1 pseudogene is annotated in these 430 nt (G+C 65.6%); it reads right to left on the bottom strand.

The window, feature by feature from the left end:
• Nucleotides 1–430, bottom strand: a pseudogene (locus tag EN780_RS37895) (flagellin); the annotation flags it as partial.

Raw genomic sequence — 430 nt, 5'->3', positions numbered from 1 at the left:
CTTGCCATGCGCCGTTTCAACGCTGCCGAGCGCGGTGTCGATGGCAGTGTCGGCGACAGCGGCAGAGCTCGGATCGAAGAAGGCCGTGGCGAGCAGGCCGCCGACGATGCCGCCCGTGCCGGCGACGTCGAGGACCTGCGTGTCGGCAGCCTTGACGTCGATGGTGTCGATGGTGACGGTCGCGCCGGTGCGGTTGTAGGAAGCGACGATCTTAAGGTCGGACGCGGCGAGGCCGTCGTTCTGCAGCAGGTTCGAGCCGGCGAAGTTGGCGTTGGTGACCGACGACTTGATCTGCGCCTGGATGGCGTTGATTTCGGTCGCGATCTTCTGCTGGTCTTCCTGGCTGGCGCCGCGGGCGGTGACCAGCTTGGACTTGATCAGGTCGACCTGGTCCTTGACGTCGTTGATGGCGGTGTAGGCGGTGTCGACC

Source organism: Mesorhizobium sp. M4B.F.Ca.ET.089.01.1.1, from assembly GCF_004022605.1.
Lineage (GTDB): Bacteria > Pseudomonadota > Alphaproteobacteria > Rhizobiales > Rhizobiaceae > Mesorhizobium > Mesorhizobium abyssinicae.
This window is presented reverse-complemented; position numbering and strand designations above follow the sequence as displayed.